This is a genomic window from Longimonas sp. (assembly GCF_040409695.1).
GTDB lineage: Bacteria > Bacteroidota > Rhodothermia > Rhodothermales > Salinibacteraceae > Longimonas.
In genome coordinates this window covers 1-17698 of the sequence record NZ_JARWGJ010000024.1, presented here as the reverse complement: position 1 = coordinate 17698, position 17698 = coordinate 1, and the positions used below count along the sequence as shown (strand labels likewise).

Sequence of the window (17698 nt, the reverse complement as noted above, 5' to 3'; positions counted from 1 at the left end):
TGGGGTGCGATCTCAGGCGTTACTTGCAGGGATTCATCCCGCTTGCAGGGCACAAGATCGCACTCTACAAGATCGCACTCTAAAAGCACTTCCTCGCTGCGCTCACAGCGCCACGTCGCTAACGCTCCTCGCAATGACATGATCGAAGATACTTTTGTCGGCCTACTTAACGTTCTTTGCCCCCAGTCTACTTCGACCGGTGCTATGTCACACACTCCTGATTTTCTGATTGTTGGACTCGGTAATCCCGGTCCAGAATACACCGACACGCGCCACAACGTAGGAATGCAGGTCGTAGCCCTGCTGGCAGAGCGTCTTGATGCTTCGCTGCAGAAAGTGACCGAAGCATCAGCTCGTATAGGACAGGCACGTCACAAAGACGTGGAGATAGCTCTTGCTCAGCCGCTTACGTACATGAATCGCAGCGGGCATGCTGTGAAGGCGCTGATCGACCGGTTCGCGCTTACTCCGCAAGCCCTTCTGGTTATCGTAGACGATCTGCACCTGGACACCGGGCAGCTTCGCCTGCGTCCGGGAGGGAGTAGTGGCGGACACAACGGCGTGTCGGATATTGCAAGGCAGATTGGCACGACCGACTTTCCGCGTCTGCGTATCGGAATTGGAAAAAAGTATGCACGGGGCGAACAGGCCAACTACGTGCTCAGTCCGTTCTCCGCGCAGCAACAGCCTTTGATCGAAGAGGCACGCATTCGGGCGGGCAGTGCTGCGCTCTGTGCAGCCACGAAGGGGCTCGATGCCGCGATGAACCGTTATAACGGATAGCTACGCTGCGTATCCCCCAGAACCGTACAAATGTACGGGCAGCGTAGGGCGGAGGTTGGAGTCAGCCCGCAATCAGCAGAATTAGGGCAGGCACAGGCCGGGATGATGCCGCGCCAATCCTATATTTTGTTGAATCATTGCAAGAAAGCGGCGTGCCCGTTGTTTGTGGGCGCTGCGTCTGCTACATTAGAATCAACCCAAACAAAGGGTGCGCATGGCAGCATAGCGCGCGGCCCCCGCATGGCAGCGCTTCCATTGTGCCAAAGCACGCCCCTCCTGATCGACTCCCAGATGCTGAATAGCTGCACTCCGATATGGCGAAGGTAGACGTCTCGATGCCCAAGATGGGCGAGAGTATTACAGAAGGTACGGTCATTGTCTGGCATAAACAGCCCGGCGATGAGGTAGAGCAAGATGAAACGCTGCTCGAGATTGGCACCGACAAGGTCGACACCGAGGTGCCCTCGCCGGCAGCCGGTGTGCTCGACGAGATCCTGGTTGAAGAAGGCGATACCGTTGAAGTGGGCACGATCATCGCCCGCCTTGAAACGGAGGCCGAGGCCGCAGGCGATGCCGCCCCATCCGGCGAAGCGCCCGATGAGGCCGGTGCTTCTGAGGAGGCTGCCACCTCCGACGCGCCTGCTTCGGCGCCTGCCGAAGAGGCTGGAGGCGACGAACCAAGCGGTGCTCCCGAAGGAGATACCGAAGACGTGGAGGTCGTCATGCCCAAGATGGGCGAGAGCATCACTGAGGGGACGATCATTGCCTGGTTTAAAGACGTGGGCGATCCGATTGACCTCGACGAAACGCTGCTTGAGATTGGCACCGACAAGGTCGACACCGAAGTGCCTTCGCCGGCAGCCGGTGTGCTCAAAGAGCGGCTCGTTGAGGAAGGCGATACCGTTGAGGTCGGCACCGTCATCGCCGTAGTTGGCGCTGAGGCCAGTGCTTCCGACGGAAGCTCGGCCAGTACATCCGCTCCGGATACGGAACGCGTATCTGATGGAGGCGACACAGCGCCTTCTGCACGCCAAACCGGCCCCGAACCGGTGACTGACCACGGACGCCCGCCTGAGCCGGTCGAAGACGACGGACGGCCCATTCAGCGGCGCGGTGAAGACGGACAGTTCTTCTCGCCGCTGGTGCGCTCTATCGCTGAAACAGAAGGGCTCAGCATGAGCGAGCTGGAGTCGATCGATGGCTCGGGACGCGAGGGGCGCGTAACGAAAGACGATGTGCTCAGCTACCTTGAGTCGCGTGAGCTTGAAGGCGCCCGCGAAGAAGCAACATCGGGCGACAGCGCACCTGCTAAAGAGGCGGCTCCCGCTCAGCCCACACCAACCCGCAGAGCCCCTGCGTCGTCTGCTCCGGAGCGCGGCGTCTACAAAGTTGAGGCTGGCCCCAGCGAAGAGGAGCTGAAGCAGCAGTATGGCGACCGCATCGAAGTGGTCGAGATGGATCGGATGCGCAAGATCACAGCCGAGCATATGGTGCGCTCCAAAGCCACCTCGGCCCACGTCACCTCTTTTGCCGAGGCCGATGTAACAGGCCTCGTCAAGTTCCGCAACCGTCACAAAGAGGCGTTCCTGGAGCGGGAGGGCGCGAAGCTCACGTTCACGCCGTTCTTTGTACGGGCGGCTGTTGAAGCGCTGCGCGACCATCCGACACTCAACGCCTCGGTTGAGGGCGATAAGATCGTACAGAAGAAAGATTACCACATTGGCATTGCCGTTGCCATCGGGAAGAAAGGACTGCTCGCGCCGGTGATTCGGAATGCAGGCGACCTGAACGTGTCTGGGCTCGCGCGCAAGATGGCCGATACGGCACAGCGCGCCCGTTCGAAGCAGCTGCAGCCCGATGAACTGCAAGGGGGCACCTTCACAGTAACCAACATCGGCTCGCTGGGCTCGCTCATGGGTACGCCGGTCATCAACCAGCCACAGGTTGGGATTCTGGCTACCGGCGCCATCAAAAAGCGCCCGGTTGTTGTGGAAGATCCCGACATGGGCGATGTGATTGCTGTGCGCCACATGATGTACCTGTCGCTCTCTTACGACCATCGCATCGTCGACGGCGCTCTCGGTTCCAGCTTCCTGCATCGCTGTGTGGAAGTGCTCGAATCCTACTCGGCCGACGATGAGCTGTAAAGCAGCAGTCAACGTTCTGTACAGCTCTATAGCAGTTTTATAGCAGCGGAACACCCGTTCTCATAAAAGGGCGGGTGTTCTTTTTTTGTGGTACCAGGCTTTTGGGAGCGGCGCCGCGCGCGGTGGATCCCGTAGTGCATCTCACAACGCATTTTATAATGCATCCATCACGACGGTAGCGCGTTGACTTTGTGCTATACAACCTTGCCGCGTTTACTGCTTTGCCTGGACCGCTGCACTTATGCCGCCTGATGCTTCCGACGCCCCGCTCGAACTATCGCTTCGCGAGCTGCGCCACCATCTCGATATCTTCTTTAACGAGTACCTGAGCGATAAAAGCGACGAGACGGTTGGCACGTATCGCCGCTCGCTGAACACCTTTCAGAAGTGGTACATCCGCCAGAAGGGGCGATTCCAGTTTACCGAAGACGACATCCGGGCGTACAAACAGTACCTGGCCGAAGAGCGTGATCTCAGCCAGGTATCGGTGTCTACGTACCTCACAGCCCTGCGGCGTCTCTGCCAGTACCTGGTCGACACCGGCCGGCTCGAAATAAATCCGGCCAAGGCCGTGAAAGGCAACCGGCGCCCCGACACGCACACGCGCAAAGTGCTCACAGAAGCCGATATCGAGGCCCTCCTCGACGTGCTGGGCAGCACCACGCCCATTGATAAGCGCGACACGGCGATTGTTTACTGTATGCTCTATGCGGGCATGAGCGAGATCGAGCTGGTGCGGGCTGATGTCGGCGATGTCGAGCATACGCTTATGGGGCCGGTGCTGCGGGTGCAGGGAAAAGGCCGCACGGTCAAAGACGAGCAGGTGCCGCTCGACCCGCCTGTTTTGGAGCGCATCGAAGCATACGTGCGAGCCCGCGAGCGCCCGCATCCCGATGCGCCGCTCTTTATCTCACACGGACGCCGATCGGCAGGCAAGCGTCTTAAAACACGATCGATCCGCGGCCGCATCAACCAGCATCTGAAAGCAGCAGAGATCAAGCGCCCGGGCATCACCCCCCACAGCCTCACGCACACCGCCGCACTCATCTGGCTAAATCGCGGGATGCCTCTGGAGCAGGTGAAAGAGCGCATGCGCCACGGCACACTCGACACGACCATGATCTATTACAAGAAGCAAGGGCTTCTTAAGCGCGATCCGGAGGAGCTACGCGAAATGGATCTGTAGCAGCTGCATGAGAAGCGGCACATCATACCACCTGTGCGAGGTGGACAACTGACCGCACAACGCCTGCGCATCCCCACGGACCGAAGTCTGACCGGTTAAGACCAGCTGGCAACGTGAATTCGGTTTCCTGTAGGGGCAGCCCATCGGAGCCGCTCGCAGCGCCCCGACCGCAGGGAGGAAGTACTCCTGGGGCGCCCAAATTAAGAAATCAAAACAGGTTCTTAGTGGGTAGAGGGATGCGCACGCTCTGCCGCACTGAATAATTATCACGGGTCTTTGAACGCCCTCTCTTCGTTGAAAGACACCTCTCAAGACGGACCCAGCTGCAGGCTAATCTGGTGAAGTCCGCCAAACGAAGACCACGACGTGTACGCGTAATCGGCACGAAGGGGGCCAACGGCGATACCAAATCCGCCTCCGAAGCCCGCCCAGTCGAGGCGGTCGTTCAGCACGAGTTCGCGGCTGCGGCGGTGGTTGTAGCCTGTGCGCAGCGTGAGCACATCGCCGAGATAGGCCTCTATGCCAAAGGTGAGGTGGGCCAACGCCTGCCCGGCTGTCCCCTCGTCGGGAAGCACGGTGCCTGCGTTGTGCAGGTCATAGCCTGTAATCGATAGCTGCACGGGCACATGAGAGAGCTGCTTAGCTACGCCGATGCGCCAGTCGAAAGGGAGCGAAGTACGCTCGATGCCGAAGCTGCTGAACGCACGCCCCACATGGTGTACAGATGTAGCGACAGACCACTGACGTTCTGGCCAGTGAGCATGCATGCCAGCGTCAACCGCTGCAGCGGTGGCCCGGGCAGACTCGATTGCCGAGTAGAGAAGGTGCACATTGACCCCGTACCGCAGGCGATCGGTTGCGCGCGCAGCCAGTCCAGCAGTTAGAGCTACGTCGCGCGCCTGAAAGTCACCAGTGGGTACGCCCGCCGCGTCACGCCCGTCAAACGTACCCCAGTCCACATAGCGCACCCCGGCACTGACGGTCGCCACCGATTCGACATGATAGCTGTACGCGAGGGTACCTACCTGACTGTCGGCAATAAAATCGGTGTACGAAGCCAGTAGGTGTCCGCCCGAATCGGTGCTGGCCAGGGCCGGGTTGTAGTAGAAGGCCGTAGCGTCGTCATCAGAAACGGCAGTCAGGCTACTACCCAGCGCGGCGCCCCGCGCAGAGGGATCGAGACGCAGAAACCCGAACTCAGAAAGCGATCCTCCAAGCTGGGCATAGGCTGTGCCCACGCCACTCCCGGCCCCTGCAAGCAGTCCGCAGAGCAGTATCCATACGACACGGAGAGAAATAGACATACAGCCTCAAAGCAGAAATTACGGCAAAGCGGTGCGGACGGGCAAATACAGGGCGCCTGCAGACAGGCAGGGCCGAACCTTGTGAGGGGCTTTAGCCACGGCAGCGTGTCTATAACTTGCAGGATGGCGCCCTGTTGCCCGCCTCTGCTTCATAGACCAGTGCATTCTATATCTATCGTATTCTATCGCATGCATTGCCTTTCGGGGAAGGAACGTAGTGCCTTGAGGCGGGGCATACAAAAAAAGCATATGTAAAACAAAGAATAGCAGGGCCGGCCTGTGGGGAACGGACGGGTGTTGGTTGCGTGCCATCACGGCACAGCAGATGGAAGCCCGAAGTTAACACCAGGAATCAAAACGAGCTTCCGAGAGCGAAACGCTCGTTGTTTGTGTGGGGCGCCTTCGAGGGCTGTAACGGCCTCTGCGGCGTCTCCTGAACTGTTCGCTGACGTACCTACGTTCTTCCTCCCCCTCTATGTTTGAGTGGCTAACCAACCTGTTTGGCGATCCAAACAAGCGCAAGCTAAAGAAAATCTGGCCGATCGTTGACGAGATCAACGAAATCTATGATGGCCTTCAAGACCTCACCGAAGAGGAGCTGCGTGGCAAAACGGAGGCCTTCAAGAAACAGCTACGCGATGCCGTTGCTGACATTGAGGCCCGCCAAGAAGAAATCCATGAGCGCCTGCGCAAGGCGCCGAGTGCAGCCACTGCTGAGCTCATGCGTGAGGCAGACGTTGGCGGAGATGGCCAGCCTGCATCGTCTGAGTTCGACAGAGAGCCGCTCTCCCTTGACGAGCGCGAAGACCTCTACGACGAGCTGGATGAGCTCGAAGAGGAGTGGCTTGCCATCACAGAAGAAGAGATGGACGCGCTTCTGCCTGAGGCGTTTGCGGTCATGAAAGAGACCTGCCGCCGCATGCTGGGGGAAACCTGGCAGGCTGGTGGTACCAAGGTTGAGTGGGACATGGTGCCGTACGATGTGCAGCTTCTGGGGGGCGTAGTGCTGCATCGTGGCAACATCGCGGAGATGAAAACCGGTGAAGGAAAAACGCTGGTTGCGATCTTGCCCCTCTACTTGAACGCGCTTGCAGAGCGCGGCTGCCACCTGGTTACGGTGAACCCGTATCTGGCAGAGCGCGATGCGGAGTGGATGAAGCCGCTCTTCGAGTACCATGGCCTCACGGTAGACGTAATCGACCGGTACAAGCCCCACTCGCAGGAGCGCCGCGCGGCCTACCAGTCCGACATCACGTACGGCACGAACAACGAGTTTGGGTTTGACTACCTGCGCGACAACTCGTTTGTGGTGCGTCCCGACCAGTTGCAGCAGCGCCGGCATCACTTTGCCATCATCGACGAGATCGACTCGGTCTTGATTGATGAGGCACGTACCCCGCTTATCATTAGTGGTCCGGTACCCGACCAAGAGAATGACCAGTATCAGGAATGGCGTGATCCTGTCGAAAAGGTAGTAAGCGCGCAGAAGCGGCTGGTGAAACAGCTCACACGCGAGGCACGCGACCTGCTGCAGAAACGAGACCAGGCCCAAGAGGCAGGCGACAAAAAGGAGGCCCGTGAGCTCGAAGAAGACGCCGGGCTGGCGCTGCTTCGCGCCTCACGTGGGTATCCCCGCCTCGACGATCTGCAGTCGCTGCTGCAAGAGCAAGGCGTGGAGCGACTCCGCCAGAAGACGGAGTACTTCTACCTGCAGGAGAACGCGAAGAATATGCCCTTCGTAGATCAGGAGCTCTATTTCGCGCTTGATGAGAAGCAGCGCAGCGTAGAGCTTACAGCCAAAGGGCGGCAGTACATCGCGAAAATCATGGGGGAAACAGAGGACCTCTTTGTTCTTCCCGTGATCGGCGAAGAAATCGCCGAGCTCGAAGACGCCCACGACGAGCGCGTGCGCAAGCTGGAAGAAGAGATGCGTAGCCGCACCGACCTATCGAGCGAGAAGCGTGACAAACAGCTCGTGAGCAAGAAGCAGGATATGCAGACCGAGCTGCAGGAGAAAAAACGTGAGCTCTACAACACGTACTCCGAACGTGCCGAGGTGCTGCACGCCATTGAGCAGCTTCTGAAGGCGTTTACGCTGTACGAGCGCGACATGGAGTATATCGTGCAAGATGACAAGGTGCAGATTGTGGATGAGCACACCGGTCGTGTGCTTGACGGACGCCGCTACTCGCAGGGGTTGCACCAGGCGATTGAGGCAAAAGAAGAGGTTGAGGTGCAGTCAGCCACGCAGACGTACGCGTCGGTTACGCTGCAGAACTACTTCCGCATGTATGACAAGCTCTCAGGCATGACGGGTACGGCTGAGACCGAGGCCGAGGAGTTTGGCGAGATCTACGACCTGGAGGTTATCGTTGTACCGACGAACGAGCCCATTCGCCGCGACGACAAAGATGACCTGGTCTTTCGGACCCGACGCGAGAAGTACAACGCAGTCATCGATAAAGTCAAAGAATACAACGAGAAAGGCCAGCCCGTGCTGGTTGGTACTGCTTCGGTTGAGGTGTCGGAGCAGATCAGCCGCATGATGAAGCGCCAGGGACTGCGTCATAACGTGCTGAACGCCAAGCAGGATCGGGCCAAGCAAGAGTCGCAGATCGTTGCCGAGGCCGGGCAGAAAGGCGCAATCACCATTGCGACCAACATGGCGGGCCGTGGTACCGACATTAAGATATCAGACGAGGTGCGTGATCTGGGCGGACTCGCCATTATAGGCTCGGAGCGCCACGAAAGCCGTCGCATCGACTTGCAGCTGCGTGGCCGTTCTGGGCGCCAGGGCGATCCGGGAGAGAGCCAGTTTTACGTCTCGCTCGAAGACGACCTGATGCGCATGTTTGGCTCCGACCGCGTGGCCAAGGTCATGGACCGTATGAACCTTGAAGAGGGGGCTGTGATCACGCACCCGTGGATCAACAAGAGCATCAAGCGGGCACAGAGCAAGGTCGAGCAGAACAACTACGCGATTCGTAAGCGTCAGCTGGAGTACGATGACGTGCTGAACGCACAACGTGAGGTCATCTACAAACGCCGTCGCCAGGCGCTCACCGGCGACCGCTTTCACGGGCAGATGCTCTCAATGCTCTATGAGCTTAGCGAGGCCATTGTGGAGCAGTACTACGGCGAAGGGAATATCGCCGGGCTGCGCGAGGAGCTACTCCGTGTGCTTGCCTTCGACTTTGAGATCGACCGCGAAACCTTCGTGATGCTGGGCGAAGATGGCGTTGCAATGCGCGTCTTCGAAGAAGCGAGCGAACACTACCAGCAGAAGCGACAGGCGCTGGCTACCCCGTTCTACAACCGTTTGAAAGCACTGAAAGAGGAGCGCGGTGAAGATACGCCTAACCAGGTGTATGTCGACTTTACCGACGGACAGCGCCTGCTGCGCGCTGTTGCTGATGTCGAAGATGCGCTTGACACAGACGGCGAAGAGATCAACGATGCGCTTGAGCGTACCGCCATGCTTTCCACGATCGACAGCAAATGGACGGAGCACCTGCGCGAGCTTGACGAGCTCAAGGAAGGTATCGGGCTGCGCTCCTACGGGCGTAAAGATCCCGTTGTGGAGTACAAGATGGAGGCCTTCGACCTTTTTGCTGATATGATGGAAGAGATCGGCAAAGATGTTGTATCGCTGGCCTTCCGCTCCGGACCCATTGTCGACGATGGCACCCCGCAGAGCGGTGCGAGCGAGCCGCAGAGTCGTCTCGACCGCCGCCGCGCAAAAACGCAGCACGACTCCGCCGAACCCTCGTATGGCGTTAAAGCCGGACAGGGGAGCGACAGCGCTGCCGAACGCGATCCTTCTGTTGATAAGCAGGCTCCCGTCACCGTTGCTGACGAGCCCGGGCGCAACGACGTGGTCAAAATCCGCAACAACAGCACGGGCGAGACCGCAGAGATGAAGTACAAATACGCCAAGAAGAAGATTAAGAAGGGATGGTCAATGATCTCATAGAGCGCACGTGCGGACGCGGAGCAACGCGCTGGTCAACGTGATGGATTAATATCTTGTGTTGTAGGGTACTTGTGTTGTAAACTGTATGTACACGTACTGTATCTACACGCACATCCTGCCGAGTGGGAGACCGGTGGACGCCTCTTAATGGGTGTCGTTCTTGCGACGCTCTGCAGGTCTGCAACCGGCCCGCTGTGCAAAGACTGGATGTGGTTTGGTCTGTACAAGACGTATTTGCAGCACGTGCCAGCACGGTTCTTGACCAACGTTCTGATTTTATGCTCCGGTCCTTATACGTCAAGGATTACGCCCTCATCGAAGAACTGGAGGTTACTTTCGATAGCGGGCTAAACATTATTACGGGAGAAACAGGTGCAGGGAAGTCCATTCTGATGGGCGCGCTCAGTATGATTCTTGGCGACCGTGCCTCCACAGACCGTCTCCGCGGCGGATCCAAAAAAGCAATAATCGAAGGCGTCTTCGATGAGGCGGATACGGCCCCGATCCGTACGCTGCTCAGCGATAACGAAATCGATATTGAGCCGCTGCCTCGCATCATACTGCGACGCCAGCTCACGGACTACGGCAGCCGTGCATTCATCAACGACACGCCAGCAACACTCGACGTGATGCGAGCCGTATCTGCTGAACTTATCGACCTGCACGGGCAGCATGAGCATCAGTCGTTGCTGAACGTCGATACTCATCTCGAAATGGTTGACGGCTTTGGCGGGCTGGGCGGGCTTATCGATCAGTATCGTGAACGCCACCAGAAGGTATCGAATCTCGTCCGGGAACGTACAGAACTTGCAGAGCGCAAACGCGAACTGAGTCAGCAACGCGAGCTGTACGAATTCCAGATCGAAGAGATTGACGCGGTTGACCCACAGTCTGGAGAAGAGGAAGAGCTCAAAGCAGAACGGCGTGTTCTGGAGAATGCCGAACACCTGTACGCATCTACCTCGCGCCTCTACGACATGCTCTATACCGATGAGCACGCGGTGCATGATAAGATTGTCGTAGCGCGTAACGAACTGCAAGATCTGGCGCGCATTGACAGTGCTTTCGATGAGCAGCTCGACGAGATCAAGTCGGCTCAGATCATTATCAGCGAGTTAGCCAGCTTTTTACAGGACTACAACGCCCACGTTGAGTTTGACCCCGATCGCTTGCAGAATATTCGCGAGCGCATCGGTGAGCTGGAGCGGCTAAAGCGCAAGTACGGCGGCACGCTCGAAGCGGTCCTCAAGCACCGCAAGGAGATCGGGGAAAAGTACGCGCTGGCGAACGATTTCTCGGGGGCCCTGGAGCGACTCGACGAACAGATTGAGGAGGCCCAGGCACGCCTCTCAGACGCCGCACAACGGCTCTCTGTAAAGCGCCGCGAGGTGGCTGCACGGGTCGAACGCGCGGTCGAACGCGAGCTGAGCACGCTCGGAATGCCCGACAGCCAATTCGAGGTCCGGTTTACACGCACGCCAGATGCGGAGGGCTGGGTACAGCTTGACGAGACCCGATATAGAGCGTTTAAGCATGGAGTCGATCAGGTAGAGTTCTACATTTCAACTAACGTAGGCGTAGACCCTAAACCCCTGGTACAGGTGGCCTCCGGAGGCGAAATCAGCCGTATTATGCTGGCGCTAAAAACGATTCTGGCAAAGAGTGAGCGTCTCCCCATTCTGGTGTTTGATGAGATCGACACCGGTATCTCTGGAAGCATGGCACGTCGCGTAGGAAAGAGCATGTACAACCTGGCACGCTACCACCAGATCATTACCATTACGCACCTCCCACAGATCGCGGCATTGGGGGATGTCCACTTTCGTGTCGAGAAAGAGGTAGTGGACGAGCGAACGCGCAGCACGATCGTCCGTCTGAGCGACGAAGAACAGGCGGAACAGGTCGCCTCGCTCATCAGCGGAACCGACGTGACCGATGCTGCGCTAACGAACGCCCGCGAGCTCATGCAGGCGCGCCCCGACGGATAGATGTGGAATAGGTAGGTCTGGAAAGATCCGCGGCCAGGTAGACCACAAGAGACCACGAGGCAGTGCCCCATATCTGTGTTGCCAGAGCACATGACAATTCTGATGCCTTCTTGTTTTTTAATAGTATACATGACAGTAGATATGGCGTTTGAGCCTGAGCTGTCATATGTTGAGCCAATGCTGTTAGGCGACGAGACCTGTAAAGGAGCGACAAGTGTCTCATTGCAAGTATCCCATTCCCATTGTGATGCACACGTACCGTCGTAGCCAGAACCGCACAGCCCAACCCTTCTTTTCTTGCACCTACCCTCGCTAACCAACTGCGCAGATTATGGCAAATAAACCAATTAACAGACCAATTACCTTTGGTACCGACGGCTGGCGTGCAATCATTGCAGATGCGTACACCTTTGAGAATCTTGATCGTGTAGCCTGTGCTGCAGCCCAATGGGTGCTGGACGCGTACGGCTCCGATGCCGCCGTTATGATCGGACATGACACACGGTTTATGGGGGATGCGTTTGCGGGGCGCGTCGCTCGGCGCTTAGCGCAGGCGGGTGTACAGGTGCATCTCGCAAATAGCTTTGCTGCTACACCTGCTATCAGTTGGGGAACGCTCGCTGTTGGGGCCGATGCTGGCATAGCGATCACAGCAAGCCATAATCCGCCAACGTACAACGGGTTTAAACTCAAAGCCGACTTTGGGGGGCCGGCGCCGCCTGAGATGGTCAAAGATGTTGAGGCACGCATTCCCTCAGTTGAAGTGCCGGACACGCTCCCTGCACTCGACACGTATCTCGATAGCGGACAGGTTGCGCTCATCAACCTGCGAGACCGGTACTTGGATGCGCTCCGTGAGGTGCTCGATATCGAAGCGATCAAGCAGTCGGGACTGCGCATTGGGCACGATCCGATGTACGGAGCAGGGCAGGGGCTTATTACGGGACTGCTTGGCGATGAGCAGGTAACGACCATACGCCACGAAGTAAATCCCGGATTCCACGGTGTGGCTCCAGAGCCGATCGAACGGAATCTGGCCCCCCTCGCCAACCTCGTGAAGACACACAACCTGGATGTAGGACTTGCCAATGATGGCGACGCCGATCGCATTGGCATGTTCGACGAACAGGGAGCGTATGTCAGCTCCCATCTTATCCTCTCGCTCCTGGTTAAGTATCTTCATCAGGAACGGGGACTCCGTGGAACGGTCGTCAAGACGTTTTCAACGACGCATATGTTAGATAAGATAGCGAATGCGTACGGGCTCGAGATAGAAACAACCCCAATTGGATTCAAACACATCGCGTCCAAGATGGCTGCGGGGCATGTGCTGGTTGGAGGCGAAGAGTCGGGCGGAATTGCGGCAGAAGGACACATTCCCGAGCGCGATGGAGCCTATATCGGGCTGTTGATGGTGGAAATGATGGTTAAGCGTGGTAAGACGCTTTCAGCCCTTGTGCAAGAGCTGTACGACGAGTTTGGCGCTCATCATACCTACCGTGACGATCTGCACATCACCGATGCACAGAAGCAGGCGGCGCTGAAGCGACTCTCAGACGACGGGGGCCTTGACACCATAAGCGGCTATCCGGTGACGGAGCTTCAGACGCTTGATGGGTTCAAACACATGACAAGCGAAGGATGGCTGCTTATCCGTCCTTCCGGTACAGAGCCTGTACTGCGCGTCTATTCAGAGGCTAGCACGTACGAGGCAGCGCGTGGCCTCGTGAAAGACGCGAGCCGCCAGCTCGGTCTAAACGACGCTGCTTAGCTCAATGAGGGCCTCACCGGAGCGGCACCAGAGCCGAGGAATTATCTTGTATTGCTTTGTTCGCCGGAGGGCCGCCGGTGAGGTCGCTTCAGGCAGGGGCAGGTACGCCGGCAGTCCCTGCATTGGTGGTGGGACGCCGGGTGGCATCTTGCGTACGTGCAGCATTCAATACGTTTTGAATGATCTCTTGGTGGTGACTTGAATGAACTCGGGCAAAGCGTAGCCACTCCGATGCTTTAAGGGGGCCAAATGCCGGGTGAGGGATCCGGGCGCTTCCGTCCGAAAGGTGGGGGACATAGGTTTTCAATGCGTCAAACTGTGCTCGACTGGCTTCATACATCTCACGCAGCCTGCTGCGCTGCAGGTCGCAAGGAGGCGATACAGAGTCTGGGGCCTCGGCCTCTATATCGCCAAACGAGCCTTCGTGCAGCACCCGGGCACCGATTGCGTTCGGTTCTCCCTCATGCACAGTAGGCCCTCGGTCGAGCGCCGCCATGCGCGCTGCCTTGAGCGACTTGCTGTTCGATAAAAGAATATGATACAGATGATCTGCAGCCGACCACTGTGAGATCGTTTCATGAACGCTGAAAAGAACGTCATGGGGCGCATCGAGCAGCGCCTCTACAGCGTCGTAAAAACCACGCAGCATGCTGTACTCGTCCGACATAATAATAGCCGGATCACTTGAATAGGGAACCATGGGTCTACAATAAAACAACAAACATTCAATGCACGTCGACTTCGGTCGGTGCATGTTATCTTCACCGAAATCGTGTACTATAATCGAAGATCGTGTGCAGAGATCCGGGTTTAATCTAAAAAAAGCTGCTACTCATCCACAAGATACGCCGGTTCGCTTCTTTGCAGGCTACGTTATAGGTTGTTTAAGAGTATACAACAGAAGCAACCCCACTATCTTGAGACATCCAATAAACTTCTCTTATGGCTGAACAAGGATCAGGAGGAAATGTCATCGCTGCGCTGGCCAGTGTGCTCATTGCTGGACTGGGCCAGCTGGTTCAGGGTCGCCTGATTGCTGCCGCAGTGCACTTTGTGCTTGCGGCTGTCGTCTGGGCGCTTTCCCTTGGCACATTCGGGTGGATTGTCCACATCTATTCAGCGTACAACGCCGCAACATGGTCAAAATAGAGACACGGGGTATGTGCAATCTCTACCCCCACTTATCAGGGGGCTGTACATCGTGGCACCTCATCTTCAAGAGCTCTGCTTTTCGCAGCTTCCTGCATAGCATAGTATAGCATAGTACCGAACACATCGGTAATGCTCCGTACCTCGTCAGAGAGCAGACATGTGTTTGATACACAAAGAGTTGGATGAGACAAAAAGAAAGGTATTGCGTGCAAACGCAAAAGCGGTCGGCTCGCTTTGCGAACCGACCGCCCTGTAGTAGCGGGGGCAGGATTCGAACCTGCGACCTTCGGGTTATGAGCCCGATGAGCTACCAAACTGCTCTACCCCGCGATCATTAAGTAGGCTGCGCGCCGTTTCCTTTGCTGCAGCGTAGTAGTAGACATGGGGTAGACGACTTTGTTCTCTTGCAAGTCACGATTCATATCTCTTTTGCATAAATCTGTAGCATGCACGAAAAAACGATTACGCAAGTGCATTTTCCGTGTGCATTGGCTACCCTGCATCTGTCTATGTTCTTCCTGTTTTCTACGCTGCTTCCGCATGGCCGACCTGCACCCGTTCCGCGCTGTACGTCCCACTCCTGATGCAATCACTGAGGTTTGTTCTGCGCCGTACGATGTGGTGAGCACCCAGGAGGCGCGCCAGCTTGCTTTGGGGCGCTCCCGGTCGTTCTTCCGCGTCATACGTCCCGAGGTAGAACTACCTGACACCGACGATCCGCACGCCCCAGAAGTCTATCAGCGTGGTGCCGCTAACATGAAGGGGTTTATCGAGGCGGACTATACAGTACGCGAGGCGGCTCCTGCGCTGTATGTGTATCGTGTCGATACAGGCACGCGCATGCAGACCGGTATTTTTGGGTGTGTATCGGTCCAAGACTATGACGAGGGAGTCATTGTAAAGCATGAGGAGACCCGCCCGGATAAGGTGCACGACCGTGCGCGTCATATGGAACTGCAGCAAGCCCATGCCGAGCCGGTCATGCTTACCTACGAAGGGCGCGGGTCGGTGGATGCGTTGGTGAACAAGACCGTTGAACGGGAACCGCTGTACGATTTTCAAGATGGAGACACGCAGCATACACTCTGGCGTGTAGAGACTCCCGAGACGTGGAAGCAGGCTTTTGCCGATGTCAACCGGCTTTACATTGCAGACGGCCACCATCGCTGCAAAGCTGCAAGTCGTGTTGCGCAATCATATGCAGCCAGCAGCACCGATCGTCCGGAGGCGCATGTTTTTCCCGCTGTGCTGTTTCCGATGCGCGATATGCACATCATGGCCTATAATCGCGTCTTGTCGGGGCTGGGTGTTGACCCTGGCACATTTCTGGATCGCCTTGCAGATCGATATACCCTGGAGCGAAGCGTCCCGTACGATACGCCGCGCCAGAAGGGACACGTCTGCATTTATGCGCGGGGTGAGTGGCATGACCTCACGCTTCCCAGAGCAGCAGGGCCGCGTACCGTTGATACCCTCGATGTAACCCGGTTGACCAAGGGGGTGCTGGCCCCCATTCTCAATGTCACCAATCCGCGAAGTGATGACCGCCTGGGGTACGTCGGCGGCATTGCAGGGGCACAGGCGCTCAAGAAAAAGGTTGATGGAGGCGAAGAAGAGATCGCGATCTCGATGTACCCAACCGCCATTGAGGAACTGGCAGCCGTGTCAGACGACGGCGACCTGATGCCTCCCAAGTCTACCTGGTTCGAGCCGAAGCTCATCAGCGGCATGCTCGTGCACACGTTTTAAGCATCATCTGATTAGATGTCATCTAATCAGCCACTGCGAACGACGCGCACTCGAAGAAACTTCCAGCGGGTTTGATAGCGGCGAAAGGGTCGATGTCCTAATTGTTTGAATTATGTCGCATGTAGGGGTGAGCAACCAAAAGAGCTGTGCTCGTATCGCACATCGAGGCGTCCACGCACAGCTACACCCTATTTTGCACAAGACCGTACAAAACTATGCGAACACACGTACAACAGATGATACGACTTTCGCTCGCAACCCTTGCTCTGGCACTGGTATTCACGGGATGCGACCTTTTTGGGTCGAGCGATGATGATCCCGAAGCCAGTGAGGTAATTGTTATAGGAACAGAGGTAGACGCTGACTTCCTGAACACCGGGCGCTTTGGGCTTTCGGCCACTCCGCTTGACGTAGAAGGATCTGCAATCCTGAACGAGAACATTCAGGCTGAGGTTGAATTGCGCCCTGCATCCAACCAGGCTTCGGTTGAACTGGAGCAGAGCATCGACATTGTCGCCAGCGTTGAGGTAGAGCGGGTACGTCGCCCCTCAGGCAACGACCTGGTCGTTCCGGTCAACCTTGATGGAAGCGGTAGCATGTCGTGGACAGATCCCGACCGTAACCGTGTCGATGCCGCGAAGGCGTTTTACGACGAGCTGGAAACCATTAATGTCCCCTTTGAATCGGGCGTGTACGAGTTCCCGGGTGCTAACCAGGCTCCTGACTTCTCCTTCACGCGGGTCTTCCAAGATCTAACGAATGATACCGACGCACTCCGTAATGCGGTTGATAACGCGACGGCTTCTGGAGGCACTCCCATGTGGGAGTCGCTTGCTGAGTTGCTTATCTACTCCGAAGATCAGCGTCCCAATAACCAGTTTGAGAAAGCCATTGTGCTGCTTGGCGATGGCGCCCCTAACGGAGGCATTGTGCCCCGCGACAGCGTTTGCAACGACGCAAACCGCAAAAACTCGCCGATTTTCGGTGTTGGGTTTGGCCCGGCCTCCGACGTATCAAACATGGCAAACAGCAGCGCTGTGGAGAACATGCGCTACATTTCTGACTGCACGGGCGGTACATACATCGGAGTGCCCGACGACGACGTAGAGTCGGCCTTTGCAGGCGCGTTCACGGGTTTTGCAACGGGTACGTCGCAAGGATCGCTGTCCTTCGCAGTGCAGGTTGAGTCGGGCCTTGATGAGATCCGTAACCAAGGCATCCAGCGTCTGGAAGGCACTCTGCGCATTACTTCGGGCGGATCAACAGTGGAAGGCGACTTCCTCTTTGGAGTGCCAGAGCCCTCTACCTCGGGCACCTTCATTCTGCGTTAAAGCGTAGCACAGCCTACATGGCGAAGCCTCACGTGCATTACTGGCATCGTGTACGAGAGGCCACAAAAAGAGCAGCCGAGGTCTTCCATATTGGAAGCGCCTCGGCTGCTCTTTTTGGTTTGCTTCCGTACATGAGGAAGGGCCTATTCACCGTCAACAAGCCACAGGTCGATCTCACGCTTGTCTATATTGGCGCTTACGATGCGAACATGGACCGTGTCGCCTGGTCGGTAGGTCGTTCCCTTGTTCTTGCCACGCATGGTGTACGTGTCTTCATCGTACACGTAGTAATCATCATCCATGTCGCGGACGTG

11 protein-coding genes and 1 tRNA gene are annotated in these 17698 nt (G+C 57.1%); 9 read left to right on the top strand and 3 right to left on the bottom strand.

Annotation, left to right across the window (positions count from 1 at the left end):
- Positions 1-204 precede the first annotated feature (204 nt).
- From pth to PPP56_RS01275, 3 genes are all read left to right on the top strand, one after another.
- Positions 205-783 carry an aminoacyl-tRNA hydrolase gene (gene pth / locus PPP56_RS01285; RefSeq protein WP_353561980.1) on the top strand — a complete coding sequence of 193 codons (579 nt, stop codon included), beginning with the start codon at positions 205-207 and terminating at the stop codon, positions 781-783.
- Positions 784-1097: 314 nt separating this feature from the next.
- On the top strand, positions 1098-2930 hold the full coding sequence (gene sucB, locus PPP56_RS01280) for a 2-oxoglutarate dehydrogenase, E2 component, dihydrolipoamide succinyltransferase (RefSeq protein ID WP_353561978.1): 1833 nt from the start codon (positions 1098-1100) through the stop codon (positions 2928-2930).
- A 241-nt stretch (positions 2931-3171) separates the two neighbouring features.
- Complete coding sequence (locus PPP56_RS01275) at positions 3172-4116, top strand: tyrosine-type recombinase/integrase (RefSeq protein WP_353561976.1); 945 nt, start codon at positions 3172-3174, stop codon at positions 4114-4116.
- Positions 4117-4424: 308 nt separating this feature from the next.
- Here the strand turns inward: PPP56_RS01275 and porQ are convergent, their stop codons facing one another.
- Positions 4425-5420: a type IX secretion system protein PorQ gene (porQ, locus tag PPP56_RS01270; RefSeq protein WP_353561974.1), complete on the bottom strand. Its 996-nt coding sequence runs from the start codon at positions 5418-5420 to the stop codon at positions 4425-4427.
- A gap of 475 nt (positions 5421-5895) precedes the next feature.
- On the opposite strand from porQ, the gene secA reads away from it, so the two are divergent.
- From secA to PPP56_RS01255, 3 genes are all read left to right on the top strand, one after another.
- Positions 5896-9393 carry a preprotein translocase subunit SecA gene (secA, locus tag PPP56_RS01265; RefSeq protein ID WP_353561972.1) on the top strand — a complete coding sequence of 1166 codons (3498 nt, stop codon included), beginning with the start codon at positions 5896-5898 and terminating at the stop codon, positions 9391-9393.
- 278 nt (positions 9394-9671) lie between these two features.
- Positions 9672-11381: a DNA repair protein RecN gene (recN, locus tag PPP56_RS01260; RefSeq protein ID WP_353561970.1), complete on the top strand. Its 1710-nt coding sequence runs from the start codon at positions 9672-9674 to the stop codon at positions 11379-11381.
- Positions 11382-11712: 331 nt separating this feature from the next.
- Positions 11713-13152 carry a phosphoglucomutase/phosphomannomutase family protein gene (locus PPP56_RS01255; RefSeq protein ID WP_353561968.1) on the top strand — a complete coding sequence of 480 codons (1440 nt, stop codon included), beginning with the start codon at positions 11713-11715 and terminating at the stop codon, positions 13150-13152.
- 88 nt (positions 13153-13240) lie between these two features.
- Here PPP56_RS01255 and PPP56_RS01250 read toward each other — a convergent pair whose 3' ends face one another.
- A complete protein-coding gene (locus PPP56_RS01250) occupies positions 13241-13852 on the bottom strand; it encodes a DinB family protein (protein WP_353561966.1) in 612 nt (203 codons plus the stop codon).
- A gap of 242 nt (positions 13853-14094) precedes the next feature.
- On the opposite strand from PPP56_RS01250, the gene PPP56_RS01245 reads away from it, so the two are divergent.
- A complete protein-coding gene (locus PPP56_RS01245) occupies positions 14095-14301 on the top strand; it encodes a hypothetical protein (protein ID WP_353561964.1) in 207 nt (68 codons plus the stop codon).
- A 259-nt stretch (positions 14302-14560) separates the two neighbouring features.
- Here the strand turns inward: PPP56_RS01245 and PPP56_RS01240 are convergent.
- A tRNA-Met gene (locus PPP56_RS01240) sits at positions 14561-14634 on the bottom strand.
- Positions 14635-14844: 210 nt separating this feature from the next.
- Here PPP56_RS01240 and PPP56_RS01235 point away from each other — a divergent pair.
- Both PPP56_RS01235 and PPP56_RS01230 read left to right on the top strand, forming a co-directional pair.
- Complete coding sequence (locus PPP56_RS01235; RefSeq protein ID WP_353561962.1) at positions 14845-16053, top strand: DUF1015 domain-containing protein; 1209 nt, start codon at positions 14845-14847, stop codon at positions 16051-16053.
- A gap of 236 nt (positions 16054-16289) precedes the next feature.
- A complete protein-coding gene (locus PPP56_RS01230; protein WP_353561960.1) occupies positions 16290-17384 on the top strand; it encodes a vWA domain-containing protein in 1095 nt (364 codons plus the stop codon).
- Positions 17385-17698 lie beyond the last annotated feature (314 nt).